The following is an 18,469-nucleotide window of genomic DNA, read 5'->3' on the forward strand; positions in this document are numbered from 1 at the left end:
TGGGCTACCTGTCGGATCTGGTCCTGTCCACCGATCCCAAGCAGAACGTCTTGCTGCTGCGCTATCTGGTCGGATCGACCAATGCGGTGGCCGGCGTGGCGGCCTTGAATTTCGGCGTGTCTGAAGGCGTGATTGCCGCAGACGGCAGTGGCTTGCTGACGGTCACCGCATTGACTTGCACGCTGGCTTTCTACGTGATCATGCGCAGTGGCCTGAACAAGCGCTTTGCCGACCCCGCGATGGCGGGACCGCAGATTGTTTGCGCCGAACTCTTCCTGGCCTGGGGATACCAGCTGGGCGGCCCCGGCAGTTCCATCGCCCTGCTGCTGCTGTTCGTCTTCCTGATGTTCAGCATGTTCACAGCCAGCACCCGGACGCTGATTCAGGCCAGCGTGGTGGCCGCCGTCGCGTTCGGCATTGCCATGCTGAACGTGGCGCACAGCAACCCGCAAGTGCCCTACATGGGCAAATTGCAGATGGTGTATTTCGGGGTGATGCTGTTCATGCTCGTGAGCGTGTGCCTGCTGGTGTCGCAACTCAACCGGATACGTGCCAGCTCGAGCCGACGCAAGAAGGAGTTGTCAGAAGCGCTGGCTCGCATTCAGGATCTGGCCACGCGCGACGAGCTCACGGGCCTGTTCAACCGCCGTCACATGCTGGAGTTGCTCAACACGGAAAAGCACCGCTGCATTCGCAGTGATCGCCGCTTCTGCATGGCCATGATCGACGTCGACCGCTTCAAGGCCGTCAACGATACGCACGGCCACATGGTGGGCGACGAGGTGCTGGCATCGGTGGCCAGAGTGATCAGCAGCGGCCTGCGCGAGACCGATGTGGTGGCACGGTGGGGCGGCGAGGAGTTCCTCATCATGTTCACCGACACGGATTGCCCCACGGCCGAACTGGTGCTGTCGCGCATCCAGATGATGCTGTCGGCCACCATGGTGAGCGAATCGGTGCCCAGCCTGCACGTGACTTTCTCGGCCGGTCTCACGCACTACGAGCCGGAAGAAATGCTGACACGCACCATTGATCGCGCCGACCGGGGCCTGTACATGGCCAAGTCCGGCGGACGCAACCGCGTGGAGCGCCTGGAACCCGGCCAGCCCGAGCAAACACCCACTGCGGCGTCTGCATCAGGCAAGCCCGTGCCACTGCAGTCAGTCGCGCTCGAAAACCGCCATGCTTTCAACGTGGGCGGTATGGGGGAACATGTTCACCGCCCCGCCTGACACACAGCGGTAGCCCGCCTGGTGCACCAGCAAGCCGGCGTCACGCGCCAGCGTGGACGGGCTGCAGCTCACGTAGACGATGCGCTTGGGGGGCACCCAATCGGGCACCAGTGTCGGATCCTGATGCAGGTCGGCCATGGCCTTGGCCAGGGCGAACGCACCTTCACGTGGCGGATCGATCAACCACTTGTCGGCATGGCCATAGCTGGCCAGCTCCTGCGGCGTGATCTCGAACAGGTTGCGGGCCACGAAGCTGGTATTGGCATCCACGCCGTTGACCTTGGCGTTCTCACGTGAACGCGCCACCAGGGTTTCGCTGCCCTCGATGCCGAGCACCTCACGGGCCTGGGTGGCCAGAGGCAAGGTGAAGTTGCCCAGACCACAGAACCAGTCGATCACACGCTCTTCGGGCTGCACGTCCAGCAGGCGAAGCGCACGCCCCACCAGCACCTGGTTGATGGCATGGTTGACCTGCGTGAAGTCGGTGGGCTTGAACGGCATGGTGATGCCGAACTCGGGCAAGGTGTAGTCCAGAGAAGGCAGGCTCTCATCCAGCGGATGGACGGTGTCCGGCCCCTTGGGCTGCAGCCACCAGGAGATGGTGTGCCGGCCGCCATCATGGGCGCTGTGCTCGGTGGCGAAATCGCGCAGGCGCTGGGCATCGGCCGGGCTGAGCGCATTCAGGTGGCGCAGCACCAGCACGGTCACCTTGGTGCCCACGGCCACTTCGATCTGCGGCAGGCTTTCGCGCTGGTCCATGCCCATGATGAGCGCCCGCAGCGGCATCAACAGGCGGCTCACATGAGGCGGCAGGATTTCGCAGGTCTGCATGTCGGCCACGTAGCGCGATTTGCGCTCGTGGAAGCCCACCAGCACGGTGTTCTTCTTGGCCACATAACGAACGGACAGCCGCGCGCGGTATCGGTAGCCCCAGGCCGGGCCCTCAATGGGGCGCAACAACATGTCGGGCTTGACCTTGCCCAGGTGCCAGAGGTTGTCCTCCAGCACGCGCTGCTTGACGGCCACCTGGGCTGCGGCGTGGAAATGCTGCATCTTGCAGCCGCCACACAGGCCGAAGTAGGTGCACTTGGGCTTGACGCGCTGCGAGCTTTCGCAACGCAGGTCGGTCATCGTGCCCTGCTCCCAGTTGTTCTTCTTGCGGGAGATGTTGACGCGCACTTCCTCGCCGGGCAGCGCATCTTCAACGAACACGACCTTGCCATCGGCACGATGGGCTACACCCTGGGCTTCAAGGTCCAGGGATTCGATCTTCAGCCACTGCAGGTGCGGCGGCACGGGCGGGGTTTCGGGGGCCACTGCATCGGCGACATGGCCGACAGGGGCAGCAGAAACAGAAACGGGGGATGAATCACTCATCCCCCGATTGTCTCAGACCCGAGCGCCTCAACGGCTGGGCAACTGCCTGGCCGGGTCGATCGGCTTGCCGCGTTTGCGGATCTCGAAATGCAACTGCACGCGATCGGCATCGGTCGCACCCATCTCGGCGATCTTCTGGCCCTTGCGCACGCTCTGGTCTTCCTTGACCAGCAAGGTCTGGTTGTGGGCGTAGGCCGTCAGGTACTCGCCGTTGTGCTTGATGATGATGAGGTTGCCGTAGCCGCGCAGGCCGGAGCCGGCATACACCACGCTGCCATCCGCCGCGGCATAGACCGGATCACCCGCCTTGCCGCCAATGGCCAGGCCCTTGCGCTTGCCTTCTTCAAAACCACTGAGAGTCGGGCCATTGGCCGGCCAGCTCCACGCGGGTTCGTCGACATCGCGAGCGACGGGGGCGTCCTTGTCTTTTTCCTTGTCCTTGGCGACATCCTTGCCTTCGGCCGCTACGCTGGCCGCAGCCGATGCCGCCGATGCGGCGCCTGACGCACCGCTGGCCGCCGCCACCACGGCACCTGATGCCGGCTTGCCGGTCACATTGCCCTTCGCATCCACATTGCGGCCCTCGATCTTCGGGCTGCCGATGGGCTTGGTGCTCACGCCGGCCGTTGCCACGGCACTGGGATCCGCACCTGGTGGCACCACGCGCAGCACCTGACCTTCTTCGATCAGGTTGGGGTTCTCGAGATTGTTCCAGACAGCCAGATCACGCCAGCGCTGGCCGGCATCCAGCGAGATGCGAATCAGCGTGTCGCCCTTCTTGACCGTGTAGTAACCGGGCTTGCCGGCGTTTTCAGCGCCGGGCAGCACGCGTGGTGCCGCAGGCGTGCCGCTTGCCGCGCCGCCGGGCGTGCCCGCGCGGGAGCGATCTTCAACCGGCGCGTGATGGTTGGTCGAAGCGCAACCGACCAGAAAGAACGTCAATGCTGCCGAGGCCGCGAACCTGTAAGTGGAATTCATGTGCATGGGGACATTCGGTCGGGACGGCTCGCGACAGGCGGCGCCAACCCGATTACGTCATGTGGTGCCTGATTTTAGGGGGACGAACAACACCGCGCCAGCGCGGCTGTGCTGCAAACTGCCATCGGGCAGGCGATCCAGAATGGTCAGCACCTGGGTGCCACCGCGCGGCTCTTCCAGCGGGGCGACCAGACGGCCACCGGGCGCGAGCTGGTCGATCCAGGCCTGCGGCAAGGCTGCCCCGCCTGCGGCCGCGATGATGGTGTCGTAAGGAGCCAGGGGCGCATGACCGATCATGCCATCACCGTAGACCAGCCGCACATCAGGCCATTCGGGCAGGTGCTGTCGCAAGGTGTCCAGATTGGCGCGCGCTTTCAGGTGCAGATCGCGCAAGCGCTCGATGGACACCACGCGACGCGAAAGGTGGCCCAGCAGGGCCGCCTGATAGCCGCAGCCGCTGCCGATTTCCAGGCATTGGCCCAGCGGTTTGTGCATCACGGTGACCTCGGACTGCACTTGCAGACCAGGCCGCACGCACAGCAGCTGCATCATGGCCGCCACCACGGACGGTTTGGAGATGGTCTGACCCAGGCCAATCGGCAGGCTGGTGTCTTCGTAAGCCTGGTTGACCAGCGCCGTGTCGACAAAGAGATGGCGAGGCACCCGCGCGAACGCGTCCAGCACATGCTGGTGGCTGATGCCATCCAGCATCAGGCGCTCGACCATGCGACGGCGTACGTGCACGGAATCCATGCCCACGCCCTGCGGCGTGGTGTGCCGGCGGCGGTCCTGCTCGATTTGCTGAAGGTGCGCCTGCGGGCGCAGCAACTCCCTGGCACCGGTTTGCGCCACGGGCGCTGGCTTGGGCCCCGACGATTTGACCGTGGCCACCTGATCCAGCTGCAGCGGAAAGCGGCGGGGCTTGCGATCAGGTTGACCGGCGCTCATCGTTGGTCCACCCATCCCTGCCAGGCGGGCAGACGCTGGTGATCGGTCATGTCGACCTGCAGGGGCGTGATGGACACCTGACCATGGCGCACAGCGTGGAAATCGGTGCCTTCACCGTCTTCCTTGGCTTCGCCAGCCGGGCCGATCCAGTAAAACATGTCGCCGCGCGGGTTGGCTTGTGCGACAGCCGGGAAACTGGCGTGGCGCCGCCCCAGACGCGTGATCGTCCAGGGAGCTTGTTCGGCATCGGCCGAGGCCGGAATATTGACGTTGAGCAGCCAGGGTCGCGCAGCCGGCGCCTGGGCCAGCACGTGCTCGACCACCTTGCGGGCGATGCGGGCTGCGACGTCGAGATGCTGCCAGCCCTTGTCGGTCAGGGAAAAGGCAATCGCGGGGATGCCGAACAGGTAACCCTCGGTGGCGGCGGCCACCGTGCCGGAGTACAAGGTGTCGTCGCCCATGTTGGCGCCGTTGTTGATACCCGACAGTACGAGGTCCGGTTTGGGGATCAGGCCGGATGTCAGCGCCAGGTGCACGCAATCGGAGGGCGTCCCGCTGACGTAGCGGAAGCCGTTGCCGGCGGTATGCAGGCTCAAGGGCTGATGCAGGCTCAGCGCGTTGGAGGTGCCGCTGGCATTGCGCTCCGGCGCAAAAACATCGATATGACCCAAGCCCTCACAGGCAGCGACCAGGGCGGCGATGCCCGGCGCGAGGTAGCCATCGTCGTTGGCAATCAAAATTCGCATAACTCGGATTGTAGAAGCGCAACGGCCGGAATAGTCAAACCGTTTAACCGGGGGGCCTTGACGTGACGGGAGGCGTTCCGAACCTGATAATCTCCACGTGACCGTCCGAAAGGATGGGCCCACCTGGTCTGCACCGGGCTGGGTAGACAATTGCAACACCCCGCCAGGCCAGGATGACGGCTTCGGGAGGAGCGCCATGGCCGTCAAGGTATTGATTCTCGAAGACAACCCGGTCGCCCGGGGCTTTCTGTGCCGTGTGGTGCGAGAGAGCTTCAGCGACGTCAGCAGCATCACCGAGGCCGGTGATCTCGACGCTGCGCGTCGATTGCTGGGGCATGCGGCTGGCGGCAGAGCGGCCCCCAGCGATGACCCCTACCAGCTGATTCTGGTTGACCTGGAGTTGCCCGACGGCAGCGGCCTGGAGTTGCTGACCGAGCTGGCCAGCTACCCTGCCACGCGCATCGTCACCACGCTGTACTCCGACGATGACCACTTGTTCCCCGCGCTGCAATGCGGCGCCGACGGCTACCTCCTCAAGGAAGACCGTTTCGAGGTGCTGGTGGAAGAACTGCAGAAGATCGTGCGCGGCCAGCCGCCGCTGTCTCCAGCCATCGCGCGGCGCCTGCTGACGCACTTCCGCTCTGGCGACGGCCATGGTCTGGGCCAGGCCCAGGCGCCACAGGCCGCGGCGCCAGCTGTCACCGCGGCTGCGCCTGCCGCGCTGGATCACGAACGTCTCACGCCCAGAGAAAGCGAAGTGCTCACCTACCTGAGCAAGGGCTTCACGATCAAGGAAATCGCCTCGCTGATGGGCATCAAGTGGTTCACCGTCAACGACCACATCAAGTCCATCTACAAGAAGCTCAATGTGTCCAGCCGCGCAGAAGCCGCCGTGCTGGCGAGCAAGCAAGGGCTGGTGTGATCACCAGCGAGGCCTGACCTGCTCGGCCCCGCGGCACACCGACCATGACCACACCCGCACCTGGCAAATTGCAGGCTGAACGACGCCCAAGCTGGCCCAGCCTGGATGAAATCCTCCAGGGTTCTCACGAGTTGCCTCGCTGGATAGGCTGGCGGCTGCGTGCGCTGGTGACCACCATCCTGATGGGGTGCGCCCTGCTCTTCCTGGTGGCGCACTGGCTCTCGACCCAGCCCCGCCTGCCCTTCAACCTGCGCGCCACCCCTGAAGGGCAGATCAAGATCCAGGGCGCGGACTACCCGCCGCTGGTGCACCTGGAAGGCCGCATCCTCGACGGGCTGAGGCTGGACCACCCTGTCGACACGGGTGTGCAGACGCTGTATGCACCCCTCGACCTGCTGATGCTGCAACGCTCGGCCCGGTGGATCATCGACCCCGAACTGCGCAACCGCTACTTCCTGCTGCATCAAGGCATGAACAACCTGATGGCCCAGGCGGGCACGGGCAGCATCACCGTCAACGTTGACTTGCTGCACGCGCCAGACGAGCCTGTGCTGATTTCCCCCACGGGCTGGTCTGGCCTGAGCCCGCTCTTCTGGCTGCTGGGCCTGCTGGCGCTGGCCGTATTCGGTGTTGGCGCCGTGGTCCTGCTGGCGGGGCCGCAATGGCGCAACATGGCGTTTGCGGCGCTGGCCATGAGTCAGGCAGGTCAACTGCTCTTCATCGCCATCGAGAACAACCTCGATGTGTTCGCGCCCATGTGGTTCATCCACCTGGACGCCCAGTTGCGTCTGGTGTTTGATCTGGTCGGCACAGCGGCACTGGTCCAGATCGCCGTGCTGCATCCGCAGCGCATGGCCGGCTGGGGCTGGTATGCCGCAATGGGCTGGCTGTCTGCGCTGGGTCTCTGGCTGGGCACCAATCAGCTGGATTCCACCTTCAACTGGTGGGTGGTCCAGGCCGGCTGCATTGGCCTGTCGATCGCCTCCGCCAGCTTGATGACGGCGTCCTTCCACATTGCCCCGCATCCGTTCACGCTGGTGATGCGCAGGCTGGTCATCGTGGCCTTGCTCACCTGGGGTCTGCTGTCACTGGCCATCTGGCGCGGCGGCGTGCGTGCCGACATGCAGCTCAACATCACCAACTTCGGCGTGATGACCTGGCAGGTGTTTGCGGCCATGGCGGTGCTCCTGTCCCCCTACCTGTCGCGCTCGCGGCCCATCCTGCAGGAGTTCTCGCTGCTGGCGGCCTCCAGCACGATCGCGGCTTCGCTGGATCTGCTCTTCGTGGCCGTGTTCTCGCTGGGTCAGTTCACATCGATGACCCTGTCGCTGTTCTTCTCGTTCGGCCTTTACCTGATCATCCGACGCTGGGTCATGACCCGCCTGCCCGGCCGGGATTCACTCACCATGGAGCGGCTGTTCCAGCGCCTCTACCGCATCGCCCGTGAAGTGGAGCGCCAGCCCGATACGCTGGATGCCTCGCTGATGCGCCTGATGCGCGAACTGTTCGATCCGCTCGAAGTGGCCCTGGTGCCAGGCGAGATGGGGCACACGGCCTTGCGCGGCAATGGCTCGGTGTTGATCGTGCCGATCCCTCTGGTCGGTGGCCGTCTGTCTGCCGTCCGGCATGTGCTGGTGCTCAAGCATTCGCACAAGGGCCAGCGCCTGTTCACTTCGGAAGACGCCCGCCTGGCCGAGCGTGTGATGGAGCAGTTGTACCGCGCCTTGAGCTTTGACCAGGCGGTGGAGCAAGGTCGCAGCGAAGAGCGCCTGCGCATTGCCCAGGACTTGCACGATGACATCGGTGCGCGCCTGCTGACGCTGATGTACCAGGCGCCGAATCCCGAGATCGAGGAATACATCCGCCACACGATCCAGGATCTGAAGACGCTGACGCGCGGGCTGGCCGCGCAGTCTCACCTCCTGAGCGAGGCCGCTGGCGAATGGAAGCGAGACCTCAGCCAGCGCCTGGCTGCCGCTCGCTGCGAGCTGGACTGGCACATGTTCCAGGATGCCGACATCACCCTGACCATGGTGCAATGGTCGGCGCTCACGCGCATCATGCGGGAGCTGGTCAGCAACGCGATCAGCCACGCCAAGGCCAAGAAAGTGCAGGTCAAGCTGCGCCTGGAAAACGACCGTCTGAGCTTGTCCGTGGAAGATGATGGCGTGGGCCGCGAACCCGCCACCTGGTCACATGGCCTGGGTCTGGGTGGCGTGCGCAAGCGCGTCAAGCAACTGGGCGGCAGCGTGCGCTGGCTGGAGGTGGACCCCAAGGGCATCCGCTGCGAAGTCGTGATCGACTATTTCTCAGGCTCCTCAGGGATGAGCGCCACCGGCACGCATCAGGGCGCCACGCACCCCGGGCCGGACAGTCAGTTTTCCCACTAGTTTTCCCATTGAGGCGTGTTGCGCAGGACCTCGTCCAGCGTCGTCACCCCTTCAGCCACCTTCATGACACCCGACAGGCGCAACGGGCGCAGGCCATCGCGGGCGGCCGTCTTGCGGATGCGGGCCATGTCCACCTCGGGGTGCATGCCGGCACGGATGGCCTCCGACACGGGCAGCAATTCGTACAGACCCACGCGCCCCTTGAAGCCGGTCATGCGGCAATCCAGGCAACCCACCGGCTTGTAGGCATTGACCTTGCCGTTCATGCGCCAGGGCTTGATGGCCTCGGCCAGCGTGGCGGGGTCCAGTTGATCATCAGGCTGCTTGCAGGCTTGGCACAAGGTGCGCACCAGACGCTGGGCCAGCACGCCGATCACGGTCGAGCTGATCAGGTAGGAAGGCACACCCAGATCGGTCAGGCGGGTGATGGCCGATGCGGCGTCATTCGTGTGCAGCGTCGAGAACACCAAGTGGCCGGTCAGCGAGGCCTGGATGGCCATCTCGGCGGTTTCCAGGTCACGGATTTCGCCCACCATGATGATGTCGGGGTCCTGGCGCATCAGGGCGCGCAGGCCTTCTGCAAAGCCCAGGTCGATGGCGGATTGCACCTGCGTCTGGTTGAACGAGGCTTCGATCATTTCGATCGGATCCTCGATGGTGCAGACGTTGACCTCGTCGGTGGCCACGCGCTTGAGCGTGGAGTACAGCGTCGTGGTCTTGCCGGAACCCGTGGGGCCCGTGACCAGGATGATGCCGTGCGGGCGGGACACGAGCTGCTCCCAGATCTGCGTCTCGGACGGCGCAAAGCCCAGAGCCTCGAAAGACTTGACGGTGTTGTCCGGATCGAAGATGCGCATCACCAGCTTTTCGCCAAAGGCGGTGGGCATGGTGGACAGCCGCATTTCGACCTCGTCACCGCCGGGGTTGCGCGTCTTGATGCGACCGTCCAGCGGGCGCCGGCGCTCGACCACGTCCATGCGACCGAGCAGCTTGATGCGCGCCGTCATGGCCTGCATCACCGACAGCGGTACCTGGTAGACCGTGTGCAACACGCCGTCGATGCGAAAACGGATGGCGCCCATCTCGCGGCGCGGCTCCAGATGGATGTCCGATGAGCGCTGGTCAAAAGCGTATTGCCACAGCCAGTCGACCACCTGGATGATGCCCTGGTCATTGGCGTCGAGTTGGCGGTTGGTCTTGCCCAGCTCCACCAGTTGCTCGAAGTTGTGGGCCACGCTGTCGCCCGTCTTCTTGTTGGCGTCGCGGACGGACTTGGCCAGCGTGTAGAACTCGGTGCGGTAGCGCTGCAGGTCCAGCGGGCTGGAAACAACCAGCTTGATGGTCTTCTTGGTGTGGGCCAGGATCTCGTCGATCCAGCCCACGTCCAGCGGCTCGCAGGTGGCGATGGTGATCTCGTTGAGGCCGAACTGCACGGGCAAGGCCTTGCGGCGCTCGGCATAGTTGATCGACATCACCTCGGCCACACGGGCCACGTCCACCTTGAGCGGATCGATGCGCAGATAGGGCATGCCGATGTGGCCGGCCAGCCATTCGGTGAGCGCTTCCAGCTCGAGCGCGATGCCGTTGTCGGCGCGCTTGAGGCCCAGCCCTGCCAGGCGCACCAGGGGGTGCTGGGCGCTGTCACCCGCGCCGAAGCGCTGCGCCACGGATTCGGCGTCTTTCAGCGTCAGCACCTTGTCCTCGGTCAGCCAGGTCAGCAGCATGCGCCATTCGAGCGGGCCCTTGTGGGTCACGGGGCGCTTGGCGTGCGGCTTGTGGGCCCCGGAATGGGCGCCCGACGACGAGGCGTGTGCAGCGGTCATGTCTTCTTGCGGGAGGCGGCTGGCGTGAAGGTGGACAAAAGCTTGACCCATTTTCGCGCCGGAAGCGACCATCTGGTCTGTAAAGTTTCGGCACGTTGTGCCAGCACTTCACGCTCAGGCATGTCGAAACCCTTCCAGGCCAGCACGATGGTGTTGCCTTCCGTGGTGGGTTTGAGCATCGCAACACGGCCTTCGCCGAAGGCGGCGCTGATGCGCGCGGCGCTGCGCTCGAAGCTGGCATCGCGGCCAAACAGGTTGACGCTCATCACGCCGCCGTCGTCCAGCACACGCCAGCACGCTCGGTAGAAATCTTCGTCGTCCAGCACGGGGCTGGCGGCATCGTGGTCGTACAGGTCCACGCACAAGGCATCGGCGCTGGCAACGTGCTCGTCCTGGTTCACGTATTTTTCAGCGTCGCCCAGGATCACTGCCAGGCGCTCGTCGTCTTCGGGCAGGTGGAACCAGTTGCGGCACACGGCGATCACCTGCGGGTTGATCTCGACGACCTTGGTGGGCAGGCGCAAGACGCTGTGGCAGTACTTGGTGATGGCGGCCGCACCCAGGCCCAGTTGCAGGCAACGGGTGTCGGCCAGCTCGGCCGGCTCACGCAGGAGCATCCAGGCCATCATGCGCTGGATGTAGTCCAGCTCCAGCTTCTGGGGCTGTCGGATGCGCATGGCACCCTGGATCCAGGGTGTCTCCAGGTGGAGATATCTCAAGCCACCTTCTTCGGAAATGGTGGCGTCGGGCAGGGTCGGGGCTTTGCTTCTTTTCACGGGCGCCAGTGTGTCACAAGCCCTTCCCTGTTCTGGCGATCCCGTGTTCTGGGGGCGGGGTCGCCCTGATGTGGTTTGCCTGGCATAAATGTTCTACTACACAACAATATTACCCAAACCCCAGCCACATCAAGAGAGACGCGCATGCAACTGACTGCATCGACCTTCGGCCCGCTCATCAGCCTGCTGACCATGCTCGGTTTCTCCACACCGTCACAGTCGGCATCGGCTCCGCCTGTGGTGCAGACCAGCCAGGGGACGATCAGCGGCAAGTTCATCAACGGCGTGCGTGCTTATCTGGGCGTGCCGTACGCCGCAGCGCCCGTGGGTGACTTGCGCTGGCAACCTCCTCAGCCCGCCCCGTCCTGGACGGGCACGCGAGACGGCACCACGTTTGGCAGCCGCTGCCCGCAACCCAAGAGCGCCATCTCAGCAGAGTCCACCAACGAGGATTGCCTCTTCCTCAATGTGCATGTGCCCGATGACATCGGCACGGCCAGGCTGCCGGTGATGGTGTGGATCCACGGCGGCGCCTTCATGCTGGGGGCAGCTTCCGATTACGACATGAGCACGCTGGCCCGGAAAGGCCGCGCGATCGTGGTGTCCATCAACTACCGCCTGGGTGCCTTTGGCTTCTTCCGTCAGTCTGAACTGGGCGCGCAAAGTGCACCGACCAACTTCGGCCTGCAGGATCAGCAAGCCGCCCTGCGCTGGGTGCGCTCGCAGATCAACCGCTTCGGCGGCGACCCTTCGCGGGTGACCATCTTTGGTGAGTCGGCCGGTGGCGCCAGCGTGTGCATGCACCTGGTATCGCCCACATCGCGTGGCTTGTTCTCGGGCGCCATCTCCGAAAGCGGCCCATGCAAGCTGCTGAGCGACACGACGACGAGCTCGCTGGAAGCACAAGGCAATGCCCTGGGCATCACGGCCGGCTGCCCGACCGGCCCGGGCCAGCTGGCCTGCATGCGCCAGAAATCGGCGGCGGATGTGCTGAGCGCTTCTGGCGTGACCGGCAGCATGCTCAAAGCCGGGGTGCGCTGGGCGCCAGTGCAAGACGGCATCACCCTGACGGGCAAGCCGGCTCAACAGGTTCAGGATGGCCAGTTCGCCCGCGTACCCGTCATCTTCGGCTCCAACCACGATGAAGGCCGCTTCTTCGTGGCCACCGAATACCACTTGAGCAACCTGCTGCCACTCAGCAGCAGCCAGTACACCGAGGCCATCAACAAGACCGCAGGTGGTGATGCCGCCCTTGCACAGCAACTGGCCAGCACCTACGGCAGTCAGGCCTATGGCACACGCGACAAGGCCTATGGCGCCTTGATCACCGACCAGTTGTTTGCGTGCAATGTGATGCGCGATGTGGAGGCCCTGTCACGCTATGTGCCGACCTACCATTACGAGTTCACCGAGGCCAGGACGCCCGGCATCATCGACCCGTACATGGCCATGGGCGCCTTCCATGGTGCCGAACTGCGATACCTCTTCCAGGCCAAGCTGCCCGGCCCTACGCTGAACCTGTCACTCAGCACGGCACAGCAGCAACTGGCCGATCAGATCGTGCGCTACTGGGGCCAGTTTGCGGCTACAGGCAACCCCAATACCGCCGCTTCGCCGCTGTGGCCCAGCTTCACGGCGGGCAAGGCCTCCTCGCTGGCGCTCACCAGCCTGGGCATCACTGCCTTTGGTGCCAACAGCTTCAGGGCCGATCACCAATGCGCCTTGTGGGCACAGCGCTGAGCTGATACAGGCGCGAGAGTTGGCGCCGAGGGCTGTGGCACAGTCCTGCGCATGACATCGTCGCCCTCGCCCAGACTCCATGGCCTGGCCCCTGTTGTGGGCGAAGGTGCCCGACTGCTGGTGCTGGGCAGCTTCCCCAGCGTGGCATCGCTGCAGGCCCAGCAGTACTACGCTCACCCCCGCAACCACTTCTGGCCCATCCTCTCGGCCTTGTGGGGCCTGGAGGGCACTCAAGCGCTGCAGGCCCTGCCCTACGCCGAGCGATTGCCGATTGCCCGCGCCCATGGCCTGGCCATCTGGGACGTGTACGCCGGTTGTGAGCGCCAGGGCAGCCTGGACAGCGCCATCCAGAACGCCGAACTCAATGACCTGGCAGGGCTGATCCAGCGCGTGCCCACCCTGCAGGGCATTGCCCACAACGGCGGCGAATCTGCGCGGCACATGAAGATCACGACGGCCTTGGGGCTGCCCGTGTTCAAGCTGCCTTCGACCAGCCCGGCCAATGCCTCGTGGTCCTTCGAGCGCAAGCTGGCGGCCTGGCGTGACGTTTTCCAGCGAGTCGGACTGGCCTGACACAGGTCACCCACACCCGCTTGCCGATTGGCGCGATCAGTCAATCCATGACACCGAAGGTCAAGCTGTTCCAGCTTGAAAACGGAACAATGCGTGCCGTGATGCAGTCACGCTGAAGCCCTGTCTGAGAGGGCTTGACGGGCGTTTGATCGGTTTGATCTGCCCAAGACCTGGCCTTGTGAATCGGGCGATGAATACCCCCGATGGCGCCAGCCTGCGCGACTGTTTCTCACCCATTTTGATTTGGCATTTGAAGAGCGAGAAACACATGCGACGCTGGAACGGCTGGGGCGATGAAAACAACCACTTCCCCCTCAGAGAGGCCGGACTGGGCTATATCCGAGGCCTGATCGGAGAGGGCCGTTTGCTGCAGGACGCCACCCTGCCAGCCGTGCTGGCCAGCGTGCCGCCCAGCCGCTTGCCCGATCACCCTTTGGTATCCAAAGACCCGGAAAAACGCGTTCGCCACGCACGCGGCCAGAGCCTGCCGGACTGGTATGCCATGCGCTCCGGTCAATTCGGCCACTTCCCGGATGGCGTGGCTGAACCCACCGATTCGGAGCAGGTTGGCACACTGCTGACATGGGCTCAGGCCAACGGCGTGCAGGTGATCCCATATGGCGGGGGCACTTCCGTTGCCGGCCACATCACACCACCTGCCTGCGCACAGCCCATTCTGACGATCTCGATGGGCCGCATGGACAAGCTGATCTCGCTGGACGAAACCAGCCAGATCGCCCGCTTCGGCGCTGGCACACCCGGCCCTGAACTGGAGCGCCAACTGGCCGAGCGCGGTTATGTGCTGGGGCACTTTCCGCAATCATTCGAGCTGTCTACCGTGGGAGGCTGGGTGGCCAGTCGATCGTCGGGCCAGCAGTCGATTCGTTATGGGCGCATCGAGCAGCTGTTTGCGGGCGGCCGCATCGAAACACTCAAAGGCACGCTGATCATCCCGACCATCCCGGCTTCGTCAGCGGGCCCCGATCTGCGCGAGATCTTCATGGGCACGGAGGGCCGCATGGGCATCATCACCGAGGTGGATGTGCGCGTTCAGCGCCTGCCTGAGCACGAGTCCTTCCATGTCGCCTTTGCGCCCAGTTGGGACGCCGCCATGGGCATCGTGCGCGAGGTGGTGCAGGCCAAGGTGCCGGTGTCCATGCTGCGACTGTCCAACCCCGAGGAAACGCGCACGCACCTGCTGCTGGGCGCCGATGCCTGGCAGGCCAGCTTGCTCAACCGCTATGCGGCCTTGCGTGGCTGCCCGGACGGCAAATGCATGATCACCTTCGGCACCACCGGCAGCCAGCGGCAGGCGCGGTTCGTACTTGGTGAGGTCAAACGCTTCGTGCGGCACGGCCGTGGCTTTTATGGCGGCACCTTCATGGGCAAGAAGTGGGAACACTCGCGCTTTCGCTCGCCCTACCTGCGTCACGGATTCTGGGAGCACGGTTACTCGGTGGACACGCTGGAAACCAGCGTGAACTGGTCGCAGGTGACCCAGGGCATGCAGCGCATCGAATCGGTCATCCGCGAGCATGCCGGTGATGGGGAGAAGGCCCACGTGTTCAGCCACCTGTCGCACATGTACACGCAGGGCTCCAGCATCTACACCACCTACTTCTTCCGCAACTCGGACAACTACGACACCACGCTGCAGCGCTGGCAGAACATGAAGCGCGCCGCCTCCACCGCCATCACCGAGCTGGGCGGCACCATCAGCCACCAACACGGTGTGGGCCGAGACCACGCCCCCTGGCTGCACGTGGAAAAAGGCCCCCTGGGCATGGCGGCCATCGGCCAGGTGATCCGCTATTTCGACGAAGCACAAGTGCTCAACCAAGGCTGTCTGGGTGACTTCCATGGCTGATCTGCTTCAACGCCCATCGCTGGCTGAACTGTCCGCCGTCGAGCCCTGGGATGCGGTGGTCATCGGAGGCGGCATCACGGGGGCGGGCATCGCCCTGGAGGCGGCTCGCCGCAAGCTGAAGGTCTTGTTGCTCGAACAGAAGGACTTCTCCTGGGGCACATCCAGCCGCTCGTCGAAGATGGTGCACGGCGGCCTGCGCTACATCGCCCAAGGCGACGTGAAGCTGACGCGCCATGCCTTGCAGGAACGCGAGCGCATGCTGGTCGAGCTGCCCGACCTGGTCGTGCGCATGCCCTACATCTTCCCGATTCGCCAAGGCAAGTTCCCAGGGCGCTGGGCCATGACGGCCGTGCTCAAGCTGTACGACGCACTGGCCGGCATACGCGACCACCGCTGGATGAACCGCGATGCCGTGCTCAAGGCCTATCCCGCCTTGAAAGCCGACGGGCTCCAAGGTGCCATGCGCTACACCGATGCCTTGACCGACGACAGCCGACTGGTGATCCGCGTGTTGCAGGAGGCCGTGCTGGAAGGCGCCGTGGCCCGCAACTACACGGAAGTGCTGACCGTGCAGCCGCATTCATCCGGCTCCACACTGCGCTTGCGCGATACCGACACGGGCGAGGCGCACGAGATCCGCACACGCCGTGTGTTCAATGCCACCGGCCTGTGGGCCGATCGTCTCTCCGGCACGCCGCCGGTGGTGCGGCCTCAACGCGGCACCCACCTGTTCGTGTCCGCCGAGCGCCTGCCCGTGCAGGATTGCCTGACCATCATGCACCCCGATGACGGGCGCCCGGTCTTCGTCTTCCCGTGGAAGGGCCAGACCTGCATCGGCACCACCGATCTGGACCACCGCGACGACATCAACACCGAGCCACATTGCAGCAGCGCCGAGATCGACTACCTGCTCAAGGTCGCCAACAGCGAGATGCCGCAACTGCAGTTGAGCCGACGCGACATCCTGTCGACCATGGCCGGTGTGCGCCCCATCATCGCCTCGGGCAAAGGCCGAGATCCATCCAAGGAGCGGCGTGACCACCTGGTGTGGCAGTCAGGCGGGGTCATCTCCGTCTCGGGCGGCAAGCTGACCACCTTCAGGCAGATCGCGCTGGATGCCCTCCAGGCAGCAGGCGTGATCGATGCCGCCGCGCACCGGCGCGCCCATCAGGACCGCCAGCGGCGCTGTTTCACACACCTGGTGAGTGCGCCGCATGGGCTGAACAACCCGTTGGGCGGCATGGCTCGGGGGGCCGCACTCACCGAACAGGTTGCCTGGATCCTGCGCCACGAGATGGTTCAGCACCTGGACGACCTGATGCTGCGCAGGCTGCGCGCGGGCGTGCTGCTGGCGGATGCCGGCACGTCTCAATTGCCGCTGATCAAGACGCTGTGCGAGAGCCATCTGGGATGGGATGAAGCGCGTTGGCAGGTCGAATGCCAGCGTTATCAACACGTGATCAACAGCAGCTACCGACTGGGGTGATGGATGGCCTCGTCTCAAGACCTCTTCCTGGCGCTGGACCAGGGCACACAGAGCGTGCGCGCGATGCTGTTCGATCTGGATGGCCAGGTCGTGGCCAAGTCGCAGCAGCACATCACGCCGTATTTCTCGAAACACCCCAACTGGGCCGAACAGAACGGTGACTACTTCTGGCACCACCTGAGCCTGGCCTGCCTGAAGTTGTGGGAACAGTATCCGCAGTTGCGTGCACGGGTTGCAGCGGTCGCCCTCACCTGCCAGCGCGCCTCGATGATCTGCCTGGACGAGGAGATGAAGCCCCTGCGGCCCGCGACCATCTGGCTGGATTCACGTCGCACGGACAACTACCCTCGCCTGCCCTGGTGGCTGCGCGCCGGTGTGCGTGCGGTCGGTCAGCAGCACATGATGTACCAGTTGCAGTCGAAAGCGGAGTGCAACTGGCTGGCGGCGGACTTCCCCGAAGTCTGGGCGAAGACCCGCCACTTCGTGCAGGTGTCGGCCTACCTGAGCTACAAGCTCACGGATCAGTTGCGCGACGCCGTACCCTCACAAGTCGGCTACGTGCCCTTCGACCACGAACACCAGCGTTGGGCCGACGAAGGCGACATCAAATGGAAGGCCCTGCGCGTCAGGCGCGATCAACTACCCCCGCTGGTTCAGGCCTCCGAGCCCATGGGCGTGATCTCTCGCCGTGCCTCGCACGAGACCGGCATCCCCGAAGGCCTGACCCTGTATGCTGCCGGCGCAGACAAGGCCTGTGAGGTGCTGGCCTGCGGTGGCATCAGCCCGGATGTGGGCTGCATCAGCTACGGCACCACAGCCACGATCAACACCGGCAATGCGCGCTACGTGCCGCCCATGCCCTTCCTGCCTGCCTACCCGGCCGCCATGCCGCGAGCCTACAACTCCGAGATCATCGTGCAGCGCGGCTACTGGATGGTGAACTGGTTCAAGCGCGAGTTCGCCGCCAAGGAGGTGCAACAAGCCGAGGCGCGTGGCGTGGCACCAGAAATCCTGTTTGACGACCTGCTGGACGAATCGCCGCCAGGCGCCATGGGCCTGGTGCTGCAGCCCTTCTGGAACCCGGGCGTGAAGTTCCCCGGCCCCGAGGCCAAGGGGGCGGTGATCGGCTTTGGCGATGTGCACACCCGTGCCCACCTGTACCGCGCCATCATCGAGGGGCTGGCTTATGCGCTGCGGCATGGCAAGGAGCAACTTGAGCATCGCAACCGCGTGCCCATCCACAGCTTGCGTGTGGCCGGCGGCGGCTCGCAAAGCGACCGCATCATGCAGATCACGGCCAATGTGTTCGGCATCCGCACCGAGCGCATCCACACCTATGAGGCATCGGGTTTGGGGGCGGCCATCAATGCGGCCGTCGGGGCCGGCTACTTCAAGGATCATGCGGCGGCGGTCAAGGCCATGTCACACCAGGGACAGGTGTTCCAGCCGCAGGCCGAACACGCGCACACCTACGACCGCCTGTATCGCGAGGTCTACAACCGCATGTATGACCGGCTCTCGCCGCTGTATCGTTCCATCCGCCACATCACGCACTACCCCAAGTACTGAGCCAGCAGACGCGCTAAGCTTGGGGCTGTGAGCCCGATCCGA

At 64.6% G+C, this 18,469-nt stretch carries 14 protein-coding genes; 8 read left to right on the plus strand and 6 right to left on the minus strand.

Annotated features, from left to right (window positions below; genetic code table 11):
* Positions 1–1,232 (plus strand): diguanylate cyclase (locus tag VFW93_RS10415; protein ID WP_329693929.1); only part of this gene is annotated, 1,232 nt, incomplete at its 5' end.
* On the opposite strand, the gene rlmD is transcribed toward VFW93_RS10415, so the two are convergent.
* Genes rlmD through surE form a run of 4 tightly spaced genes read right to left on the minus strand, consistent with a single transcriptional unit; the run spans position 1,161 to position 5,281 of the window.
* Positions 1,161–2,609 carry a 23S rRNA (uracil(1939)-C(5))-methyltransferase RlmD gene (gene rlmD, locus VFW93_RS10420; protein ID WP_329693930.1) on the minus strand — a complete coding sequence of 483 codons (1,449 nt, stop codon included), beginning with the start codon at positions 2,607–2,609 and terminating at the stop codon, positions 1,161–1,163. The genes VFW93_RS10415 and rlmD overlap by 72 nt on opposite strands.
* 27 nt (positions 2,610–2,636) lie before the next feature.
* Complete coding sequence (locus VFW93_RS10425) at positions 2,637–3,593, minus strand: peptidoglycan DD-metalloendopeptidase family protein (RefSeq protein ID WP_414639647.1); 957 nt, start codon at positions 3,591–3,593, stop codon at positions 2,637–2,639.
* A gap of 51 nt (positions 3,594–3,644) precedes the next feature.
* Positions 3,645–4,535, minus strand: coding sequence for a protein-L-isoaspartate O-methyltransferase (pcm, locus tag VFW93_RS10430; RefSeq protein ID WP_329693931.1), 891 nt, complete (start codon positions 4,533–4,535; stop codon positions 3,645–3,647).
* The gene (gene surE, locus VFW93_RS10435; protein WP_329693932.1) at positions 4,532–5,281 is read right to left on the minus strand and encodes a 5'/3'-nucleotidase SurE; all 750 of its coding nucleotides are present in this window, start codon (positions 5,279–5,281) and stop codon (positions 4,532–4,534) included. The genes pcm and surE overlap by 4 nt, the downstream gene beginning before the upstream one ends.
* A 196-nt stretch (positions 5,282–5,477) precedes the next feature.
* On the opposite strand from surE, the gene VFW93_RS10440 reads away from it, so the two are divergent.
* The gene (locus tag VFW93_RS10440; RefSeq protein WP_329693933.1) at positions 5,478–6,203 is read left to right on the plus strand and encodes a response regulator transcription factor; all 726 of its coding nucleotides are present in this window, start codon (positions 5,478–5,480) and stop codon (positions 6,201–6,203) included.
* 44 nt (positions 6,204–6,247) lie between these two features.
* Entirely contained in the window at positions 6,248–8,593 is a 2,346-nt protein-coding gene (locus VFW93_RS10445) for a sensor histidine kinase (RefSeq protein WP_329693934.1), read from the plus strand.
* On the opposite strand, the gene VFW93_RS10450 is transcribed toward VFW93_RS10445, so the two are convergent.
* Entirely contained in the window at positions 8,590–10,317 is a 1,728-nt protein-coding gene (locus VFW93_RS10450) for a GspE/PulE family protein (RefSeq protein WP_329693971.1), read from the minus strand. The genes VFW93_RS10445 and VFW93_RS10450 overlap by 4 nt on opposite strands.
* Positions 10,318–10,412: 95 nt before the next feature.
* Positions 10,413–11,135 (minus strand): spermidine synthase, encoded by a 723-nt coding sequence (locus VFW93_RS10455; protein ID WP_329693935.1) that lies wholly within the window; start codon positions 11,133–11,135, stop codon positions 10,413–10,415.
* Between the two features lie 201 nt (positions 11,136–11,336).
* Between VFW93_RS10455 and VFW93_RS10460 the strand changes: the two genes are divergently transcribed.
* The 5 genes from VFW93_RS10460 (at position 11,337) to VFW93_RS10480 (ending at position 18,427) form a co-directional block, all read left to right on the plus strand.
* Entirely contained in the window at positions 11,337–12,932 is a 1,596-nt protein-coding gene (locus VFW93_RS10460) for a carboxylesterase/lipase family protein (RefSeq protein ID WP_329693936.1), read from the plus strand.
* A gap of 51 nt (positions 12,933–12,983) precedes the next feature.
* A complete protein-coding gene (locus VFW93_RS10465; protein WP_329693937.1) occupies positions 12,984–13,505 on the plus strand; it encodes a DNA-deoxyinosine glycosylase in 522 nt (173 codons plus the stop codon).
* A 268-nt stretch (positions 13,506–13,773) separates the two neighbouring features.
* A complete protein-coding gene (locus tag VFW93_RS10470; RefSeq protein WP_329693938.1) occupies positions 13,774–15,372 on the plus strand; it encodes an FAD-binding oxidoreductase in 1,599 nt (532 codons plus the stop codon).
* The gene (locus VFW93_RS10475) at positions 15,365–16,858 is read left to right on the plus strand and encodes a glycerol-3-phosphate dehydrogenase/oxidase (protein WP_329693939.1); all 1,494 of its coding nucleotides are present in this window, start codon (positions 15,365–15,367) and stop codon (positions 16,856–16,858) included. The genes VFW93_RS10470 and VFW93_RS10475 overlap by 8 nt, the downstream gene beginning before the upstream one ends.
* A 3-nt stretch (positions 16,859–16,861) precedes the next feature.
* Positions 16,862–18,427: an FGGY-family carbohydrate kinase gene (locus VFW93_RS10480; protein WP_329693940.1), complete on the plus strand. Its 1,566-nt coding sequence runs from the start codon at positions 16,862–16,864 to the stop codon at positions 18,425–18,427.
* The last annotated feature ends 42 nt before the right edge of the window (positions 18,428–18,469 follow it).

The organism is Aquabacterium sp. (assembly GCF_036279675.1).
Lineage (GTDB): Bacteria > Pseudomonadota > Gammaproteobacteria > Burkholderiales > Burkholderiaceae_C > Aquabacterium.

Bases quoted from the DNA above. Each gene is read 5' to 3' on its own strand.
- VFW93_RS10425 (WP_414639647.1), bottom strand. From the start codon at position 3,593: ATGCACATGAATTCCACTTACAGGTTCGCGGCCTCGGCAGCATTGACG.
- surE (WP_329693932.1), bottom strand. From the start codon at position 5,281: ATGCGAATTTTGATTGCCAACGACGATGGCTACCTCGCGCCGGGCATC.
- VFW93_RS10460 (WP_329693936.1), top strand. From the start codon at position 11,337: ATGCAACTGACTGCATCGACCTTCGGCCCGCTCATCAGCCTGCTGACC.
- VFW93_RS10465 (WP_329693937.1), top strand. From the start codon at position 12,984: ATGACATCGTCGCCCTCGCCCAGACTCCATGGCCTGGCCCCTGTTGTG.
- VFW93_RS10445 (WP_329693934.1), top strand. From the start codon at position 6,248: ATGACCACACCCGCACCTGGCAAATTGCAGGCTGAACGACGCCCAAGC.
- VFW93_RS10475 (WP_329693939.1), top strand. From the start codon at position 15,365: ATGGCTGATCTGCTTCAACGCCCATCGCTGGCTGAACTGTCCGCCGTC.
- VFW93_RS10470 (WP_329693938.1), top strand. From the start codon at position 13,774: ATGCGACGCTGGAACGGCTGGGGCGATGAAAACAACCACTTCCCCCTC.
- VFW93_RS10480 (WP_329693940.1), top strand. From the start codon at position 16,862: ATGGCCTCGTCTCAAGACCTCTTCCTGGCGCTGGACCAGGGCACACAG.
- rlmD (WP_329693930.1), bottom strand. From the start codon at position 2,609: ATGAGTGATTCATCCCCCGTTTCTGTTTCTGCTGCCCCTGTCGGCCAT.
- pcm (WP_329693931.1), bottom strand. From the start codon at position 4,535: ATGAGCGCCGGTCAACCTGATCGCAAGCCCCGCCGCTTTCCGCTGCAG.
- VFW93_RS10450 (WP_329693971.1), bottom strand. From the start codon at position 10,317: ATGCTGCTGACCTGGCTGACCGAGGACAAGGTGCTGACGCTGAAAGAC.
- VFW93_RS10440 (WP_329693933.1), top strand. From the start codon at position 5,478: ATGGCCGTCAAGGTATTGATTCTCGAAGACAACCCGGTCGCCCGGGGC.